The sequence below is a fragment of the Roseateles sp. genome (assembly GCF_039929605.1).
In the GTDB taxonomy this organism is placed as follows: domain Bacteria; phylum Pseudomonadota; class Gammaproteobacteria; order Burkholderiales; family Burkholderiaceae_C; genus Pelomonas.
The window spans coordinates 1-7,043 of sequence record NZ_JBDSQX010000167.1 but is presented as its reverse complement, the minus strand read 5'-3'; the positions used below and the strand labels follow the sequence as shown (position 1 = coordinate 7,043).

Sequence of the window (7,043 nt, the reverse complement as noted above, 5' to 3'; positions counted from 1 at the left end):
CGATCGCCAGGATCTCGCGGAACGTCCCGAGCAGCGCATCGCGCGCCGGGTCCCCGAAACCAAGCAGGTCCACATCCCGTGTCGCTCGGTGCGGCTCGTCGAACCAGGCGGCGAGCAGCATCGCGCCCTTCAGCACGAACCGTTCTCGGTGCGGCGACAGACTGAGCCGATGCAGCAGACGCTCCAGCGCGTAGCGCGTCAGCAGCAGTTCCATCGGCTGGCCGCGCACATGCGCCAGATTCAGCAGGCGCTGGCGCACTGAGGCGCCGACGTTGTGCGGACGATCAGGCATCGCTGGTCAGCGCCATGACGTAGGGCTCCATCGTGGCCCAGACGCCTGCGACCTTGGCCTCACGCGCGATCTCCGCTGGCGTTGCTTTGCGCTGGCGCAGCGCTTGGCGCAGGCCTTCGACAGCCAGGGAATCGCCCACCGTTCGACGGTAGCGGAAAAGGTCGACCACTGTCTTGGCAACGCCGAACACAGGCACCGGCGTGTCGGCGATCTTCCTGTGTTCAACGCTGCGTTGCAGAAGCTCGTCGGAGAACCGGGCGACGCGGATCGGTGGGTAGGTGACCCGGGGGCGCCAGTCCTTGCGTCCGATGGCGATCCAGACCTTCGGCGGCATCTGGTCAGTGAGGCCGTGGAATGCCAGAGCCGAGGCCAGGCAGATGACACCTTTGGGCACAAGGCGCGCCGCTTCGGCCAGGGACTGCTGCGCATCCAGCGCGGCATCGGGAAGTTGGTAGAGCCCGCGGGCGAGGCGAACCACCTCACCGGCGCGCTCCATGCGGCTGACCGTGGTGGCGGTGATGCCCGCCGCGCTGAACTCGGCGAGCCGCGTTATTCCCCGCCGCTGGAGCAGCGCCAGCGCCTGGGTGCGCTGCGTGGACGTGTCGGAGGCGGGTATGGTATGAATCCTCGGTCGAAACAGATAATCGTCCGAGTTTTTATACCACTTCGGCGTGGCCGCGAGCAACTGGCCGTTCATCGGAACGCGACCGGAGTCTCAACCGTACTTGGTTGGTGTGGCTGCCGACGCGGCAGCGCTGGCATCGCTTCGCTGGATGGATCCCACAGCCACACCGGTACTGAAGGATCGCCGATCTGAAGATGCTGCCCGCTGCCGTGGTTGCCCTTGCTGCCCGGGTGAACCTCGGAGAGTCGTGGTGTCGAATCCTCGCAGTCGGTCAGCATTGCATTGGCCACCTCGCTTCCTGCATTCAGGTCGTAGCGAAGGCCTTTCACGAAGCTGCGCCGCTCTCCCACGAGCCGATCAAAGAGTTGCTTTTCGAACGGATCCTCGACCGGTAGCCATTGCTGCGTCACGGGCATCAGCGAGACATCCACGACTGCAGGGACGCCTGTCGCAACGCAGAAGGTGGCGATCATGACCATGTGGATGCCCTTGGCCGCACCCCACAGCGCCAGCTCCGGTTCGAAGCGTCGGCCCAGTTGGCGGTAAAGCCGCTCGTCCACCATGAAGCCCTGGTCGGGTACATGCTTCACCACAGCCTTGAAGCCATAGCGGGCCGGCACGATCTCCTTCACCTCACCGATCAACAGCATCAATTGCTGAGGCTTCCCCGGTGCGGCAACGGCCTGCCGCCAATGCGCCAGACGCCGCGCGTTGATTGCGTCTCGCGCCTCCACCGAAAAGGGCTCTGGCACATACAACCGAGTGCGGAGCGCGCCGCTGCCGGTGAACTTGTTTGCTGCAGCCAAGAGCAGGTGCCTGCGTACCGTCGCCCAGGTTCTCTTGCCAGCGAACCCGGGATGCCAGCGCGTCAGCTCGGCCTGATCCCACAGGTAGTGCAGCAGGCCGCGTAACGAGAGCTTGTTGCCGGAAGAGGACGCGCTATCGCTCTGGCCACCGAGCGGCGGCACCTGCAATCGGCCCGGCATCTTGGTCAACGGGAAGTCCAGTTTCAGTGTCGTTTCGCCAGTGGCCAGGTCTTCGGTGATCGCGCTGCCCAGCACCTCGCCCAGGCCGGAGAACTCGGCCGGTGGTTCGTAGGACGGACAGGCGGGTGCGTGATGGCTGCCGGTGTCGGGCATGCGTTTGACGATGTAGCCCCCGCTCGAACCTGCAAGCCTGGCCACGTACATCTCGACGCCTTCGGCCTGGCACAAGCAGCGGGGCCGTTGGTGGGCAGCGTAGGCGTCGGCGAGGGCCTCAGCAAACCCGCGCGATTCGATCTCGATGCGCCGACCGCCGATTTCGTAGACCGCCGGCGTTGCCGTGACCCCGTTGACAGAAGTTTCCATCGATGCGGTCTCATCGCGTCGGCGCTGGTGCACCGCGTTCGCGTGTGCGCTGCATCTCGGGCGTCGGTACGACTGCAGGCCGCTGCGACGGCGCCGCCTTGTCGTAGATCTTGACCTTTGGCGTCTGCCCGTCGCGGATGCGCTGCGCGAGCTGTTCGGTGGCGGCGGCCATCACCGCCTCGCGCTGCTTCTCGGGCACCTTCTTGGCGACCAGCAACGCTTCGATGGCGGCCAGCACGGCCTTGCGGCCACCGCCACCGCGGGCTGATCCCTTCTCGGCCGGCGCTGTCGCTGTGCTGCCGCTTCCGTCCCTGGTCGGCTCGATGCGGTTGACGAGGCGTGCCTCGCGTTCGCGCTTGAGCAGCTCCAGGTCGCCCGGGTTCGGCTCGTAGCCGATGGTCTTCACGCCGCGCACCGAGGCTTCGAGCCAGACCATGCGTTTGAAGTCATCATGGCCCGAAACGCGAAGCGCCTTCCAGTTGCGCGCCTGGGCCACGTCGACCATCGAACGGGCGACAGACGGGCTGTTAGTGTCGGTGGCCAAGCGGAAGGTCGACTCGGTGAAGGCCACGCGGGACGTGTCGCCACGGAAGCGGTACTCGGCGCGACCGATGCTCACGTCGCCGACGGTGACCGGCGCTCGCTTGATGATGTAGCGGTCCGTCAGTGCGGTTTCGAGGCGGGCGACAAGAGCAGCGCGCTCGGCTTGGGCGTCGATCTTTGCGATGGCTGTGGCATCGACTCGTTCAGGCTGCGCGGATGTTCTGGCAGCTCCCGGCATCGGAACCACGTTCGTGGCCTCGGGCACCTGGTCGCGCGCTGGCACGGGGTCCAGTGGTCGTTCCGGTGCCGCCGGGCGCTGCGGTCCGCGCTGCCACTCACCGTCGACCTTGTGGATCGGCGTGCGTTTGCCGTCCTCCGCCACCGCGACGACGCGCGTGCTGCCGAGGTGATCTGCCTTGGCTGCCATCTCCGGGAAGGTGTTGACCCGGTACGTGACGTCAGCAAACGGATCTCGCAGCTCATAGCGTTCGCCGGCAGCGTCGTTCGGCGTCTGGAACCGTTCGATGGCGATGGGCGCGCGCTTGGCCGGTTCGACCGTGCCACCCTGGGGTGGCACTGCCTGGCGGGCGGGAGAATTGTCTGCATCCATGGCGACCTCGCTATGGTGGGTTGGTGACTCAGGGTTGGGCGCTGGCAGCAGCGCCAAGCGCGACCGGCAGCGCGCGGTACAGCTCGATCTCGACGCGGCGGTTCAAGGCTTGACCGCCGGCACTGGCGTTGTCGGCAACGTGGTCGCCGGCCGGCTGGTAGGTGGCGCGGATGCGGGCCGGGTCCACGCCTGCGGCCACGAGGTAGTCGCGCACGGCGGCCGCCCGTTCCCGGGCGATACGGCCCTCGGCCGACGCGTCGCTGGTGCCGTCGGTGCGCCCGCGTAGCAGGATTAGCGGCGCTGCCTTCGCGTCTTCGATCAAGGCGGTGGCATCCGTGGGGATGACGACGCGCGTGCTTCCGAAGTCGAAGCGCACGGTGAAGACTCGGTTGGCCTGGGCCTTCGGGGCGGTGGTTGCCTGCATGGCGGCCAGAAGCTGCTGGCGCGCCGCCACGTGGGCCAGCGTGGCAGAGGTGGTTTTGGCAAGGCGTCCGGACTCGGTGGCCAGAAGGCGCGTGTTCTGGAGGTCGTTCTTGCAAACCTGCAGCTCGACGGCCATTTTGGAGTTGACCGGCCGCTTCTGCGACTCGTCGACGGTCGGCGGCTCCGGGGGCGAACTGCATGAAGCCAGCGCGAGCAGCCACGGGATGAAGGGCGTAACGGCAAGGGTGGGTCGCATGGCGTGGCTCCAGGTTTAGGTGATGTCGGCGCGCTCGATGGCGGAGGGCTCGGCGATGTGCACGCCGTTTTCGTCGGCGGCGGCTTCGATCGCGCCGCCTGCGGCGGCAGCGCCAGGCCGGGGGCCGACGATGAAGTCAAGAACGCCGTCGGCCACTCGGCCGGGCTCGCCGTTGACGAGGTCGGGCAGCTGGCTCATGTCGTAGGCCAGTTGCGCGTAGTCCAAGCTGTCGTCTTCACCCCAGTCATCGTCGACGTAGCGCCAACGTTGTTGAACCCGCGCCAGATGCAGGTCCACGTTCATTTGTGGCACGTGCGGTGCCGGCAGCAGGCGCGACGTGAAGACCTTGTCGCGGTGGTAGCGGATCTTCTCGCCGAGGATGGGCTTGCAGTTCTCGAAGATCACGACCAGGCGCTCGGCACCCAGTTCCTTGAACTCCTGGGGCAGCAGCAGGGCACGGCGCTGTTCGCTCTCGTTGACGCTGACGCTGCTGGACCCATGGCCGCTGAAGGACCGGCTGCGCCCCCGCGACGTGGCGCGGTCGGTGAAGTGGCCCAGCATGGCGCTGTACTCGTCGGCGTCGCGCTGTTCGCGGGGCGCGTAGAGGATCTGCAGGCCGTGGTTGGTGGCGAAGGTGCGGGCCTCCTTGTCGCCGTACACGGCGTCGAGCTGCGACATGGCCTGCACCACGGTCAGCAGGCGCAGGTTGTAGCCGGCCATGAAGGCGGCGGTGGTGGTGATGACACCCACCCGACCCATGGCCGTGAACTCGTCGTTGACCAGCAGGCACTGCAGTTTCAGCGTCGCGTCATGCTCGGGCAGGTGCTGGGTGTTCAAGCTGACGAGCTGTGAGAAGAACAGGTTCAGCAGCGGCCGCGCATTGGCCAGCCGGTTCGGCGGGATGCGCACGTACACCGACATGCGGCGCCGGCGCACGTCCTCAAGTCGGAAGTCGTCGGCACTGGTGGCGGCATCGACCACCGCATCCGCAAAGATCGTCAGCGGCGCGTTGAAGGTGGCGACCACGCTGGACAGCGTGTTCTCGGAGTTTGACAGCAGGCGCAGCAGGGCATCCGTGCACTCGTCTGACAACGGGTTGTTCTCATCGCGGCGCTGGGTGATCAGGCCGCTCAAGTGGTCCTTGAGTGACCGACCCTTGCCCGACGACTGGCGCAGCATCTCGCCGATGGTCCGTGGCAGGGACGGGGTTTCGAGGAGAAGAAGCCCGAGGCCCATGAACAGGTTGCGCGCCTGGTCGTTGAAGAAGGCTTCTGACGACGTGCCGCTGCCGTCATTGGGGAAGAAGACCTGGCCGATGGTGAGCAGGTCACCGACGCGGTGCAGCGGGCTGGGGCGCACGGCAGTCAGGGGGTTCCAGCGGTGGCTGCGGGCGTCTTCGTCGAAGGGGGAGAAGGCATAGACCACCTGGCCGTGCGCCGCGCGGTAGCCGGCCGTGATGTCGTAGTTCTCGCCCTTGATGTCGAGCACCATGACCGAGTCGGGCCAGTTCAGCAGATTGGGGATGACGACGCCCACGCCCTTGCCGCTGCGGGTGGGCGCGGACAGCATCACCGAGAGCTGGCCCGGGAGCGACAGGAACTGGCCACGGTGCCGGCCGATCAGGATGCCCGGCGGGCCGTTGCTTCGGGTCAGCCCCGCGAGAGCGACCTCGGCAGGACTGGCGAATCGCGCATCGCCATGCAGCGCCCGCCGGGGCCGTGCGGCGGCGACCAGCCCTGCTGGCAGCAGGACCAGCATGCCGATCCCCGAGACCGCTATGGCAATCTGCAGCTTCTTGCGCAGCTGGGCATCGTCGGCATAAAGGTCCCAGTAGTGGACGATGCTGGTGAACTGCGCCTGCATCGGGTTGGCCTTGTTCAGCACGAAGAACAGGACGCCGGCCAGGTACACCGCCGCACAGGCCAGCGCGACGTAGCTGATCGCGGCGAAGGTGCATGCCGCGACCTTGCGGCCGGTGGGCCAGGCGGCAAAGGGCAGGGCGGTGACGCTGCTCATGCCTTTGCCGCCTGCTGTTTCCAGCGACCGAGCCGCTGGCACTTTGGTTCGTACAGGATCTCGGAGATGAAGCGCCCGCGCTCGTCACGGTCGAACTGGACGATGACATCGACGACGACGCTCAGCAGCCCCTTGATCTCGTTCAGCGCCAAACCACCGCCGGCACCCGTCTCGCGGATCATCAGCGCCATCTGCTCAAAGGCGAGCGCGCAGCTTCCCGCATGCACGCTGGTGATGCTGCCCGGGTGGCCTGACGCCGCGAGCCGTACGAAGTAGAAGCACTCGTCGCCGCGCACCTCGGCCAGGAAGATGCGGTCCGGCTTCATGCGCAGGCAGGCTTCCAGCAGCGACTTGGCCGTCACACGGGCTGTGCCCTGCGCGTCCTTGCTGTAGAACAGGTGGACCACGTTCGGGTGGTTCGGCAGCGTCAGCTCGGCGGTGTCCTGGATCGTGATCAGCCGCTCGTGCTTCGGCACTTCCTCGACCAGGCCCTTCATGAACGTGGTTTTGCCTGAGCCGGTCTTGCCGCTGACGACGATGGTTTGGTGCCGGCGTACCGCCAGGCGCAGGAAGTCGGCGTAGCGGCCGGCATCCTTCAGCTCCAACAGTTCGCGCTCGACAGGGAGCAGCTCGGCGTTCGGCGTGCGCGTCACGGTGGCGCTTCTTTCGTCAATCCGCTCGAACAGGCCTTCGCGCTCGAAGTCATCGAGCCGCTTGATCAGGTGCGACGGCTTGCGCACCGTGATGGATATCGTGCCGCGCGGCACGGCAGGGGGGATGACGAACTGGATGCGTTCGCCGCTGGGCAGCGTGGCCGACAGCAGCGGGCGTTCCTGGTTGATCTGCTGATCGCAGAAGGTGGCCACGGCGGTGGCCAGCGACAGGCAGCGCTCTTGCGTCACCTCCGGCGCTGCGATGCCTTGCCAGCC

The 7,043-nt window shown here is 66.8% G+C and carries 7 protein-coding genes; all 7 read right to left on the bottom strand.

Annotated features, from left to right (window positions below):
* The coding region (locus ABIS05_RS22675) for a nucleotidyl transferase AbiEii/AbiGii toxin family protein (RefSeq protein ID WP_348012243.1) at nt 1-292 on the bottom strand (292 nt) is incomplete at its 3' end.
* Nucleotides 285-989: a type IV toxin-antitoxin system AbiEi family antitoxin domain-containing protein gene (locus tag ABIS05_RS22670; protein WP_348012242.1), complete on the bottom strand. Its 705-nt coding sequence runs from the start codon at nt 987-989 to the stop codon at nt 285-287. The genes ABIS05_RS22675 and ABIS05_RS22670, both read right to left, overlap by 8 nt.
* The gene (locus ABIS05_RS22665) at nt 986-2,266 is read right to left on the bottom strand and encodes a DUF1173 domain-containing protein (RefSeq protein ID WP_348012241.1); all 1,281 of its coding nucleotides are present in this window, start codon (nt 2,264-2,266) and stop codon (nt 986-988) included. Before ABIS05_RS22665 ends, ABIS05_RS22670 begins: the two co-directional genes overlap by 4 nt.
* Nucleotides 2,267-2,276: 10 nt before the next feature.
* The gene (locus ABIS05_RS22660; RefSeq protein ID WP_348012240.1) at nt 2,277-3,419 is read right to left on the bottom strand and encodes an LPD7 domain-containing protein; all 1,143 of its coding nucleotides are present in this window, start codon (nt 3,417-3,419) and stop codon (nt 2,277-2,279) included.
* 28 nt (nt 3,420-3,447) lie between these two features.
* Entirely contained in the window at nt 3,448-4,098 is a 651-nt protein-coding gene (locus tag ABIS05_RS22655) for an OmpA family protein (protein WP_348012239.1), read from the bottom strand.
* A 15-nt stretch (nt 4,099-4,113) separates the two neighbouring features.
* Nucleotides 4,114-6,114 carry a type IV secretory system conjugative DNA transfer family protein gene (locus ABIS05_RS22650; RefSeq protein ID WP_348012238.1) on the bottom strand — a complete coding sequence of 667 codons (2,001 nt, stop codon included), beginning with the start codon at nt 6,112-6,114 and terminating at the stop codon, nt 4,114-4,116.
* A partial coding sequence (gene virB11, locus ABIS05_RS22645) for a P-type DNA transfer ATPase VirB11 (RefSeq protein ID WP_348012237.1) occupies nt 6,111-7,043 on the bottom strand: 933 nt, incomplete at its 5' end. The genes ABIS05_RS22650 and virB11, both read right to left, overlap by 4 nt.

Coding starts and splice junctions, on each gene's coding strand:
- ABIS05_RS22670 (WP_348012242.1), bottom strand. CDS start 989: ATGAACGGCCAGTTGCTCGCGGCCACGCCGAAGTGGTATAAAAACTCG.
- ABIS05_RS22665 (WP_348012241.1), bottom strand. CDS start 2,266: ATGGAAACTTCTGTCAACGGGGTCACGGCAACGCCGGCGGTCTACGAA.
- ABIS05_RS22660 (WP_348012240.1), bottom strand. CDS start 3,419: ATGGATGCAGACAATTCTCCCGCCCGCCAGGCAGTGCCACCCCAGGGT.
- ABIS05_RS22655 (WP_348012239.1), bottom strand. CDS start 4,098: ATGCGACCCACCCTTGCCGTTACGCCCTTCATCCCGTGGCTGCTCGCG.
- ABIS05_RS22650 (WP_348012238.1), bottom strand. CDS start 6,114: ATGAGCAGCGTCACCGCCCTGCCCTTTGCCGCCTGGCCCACCGGCCGC.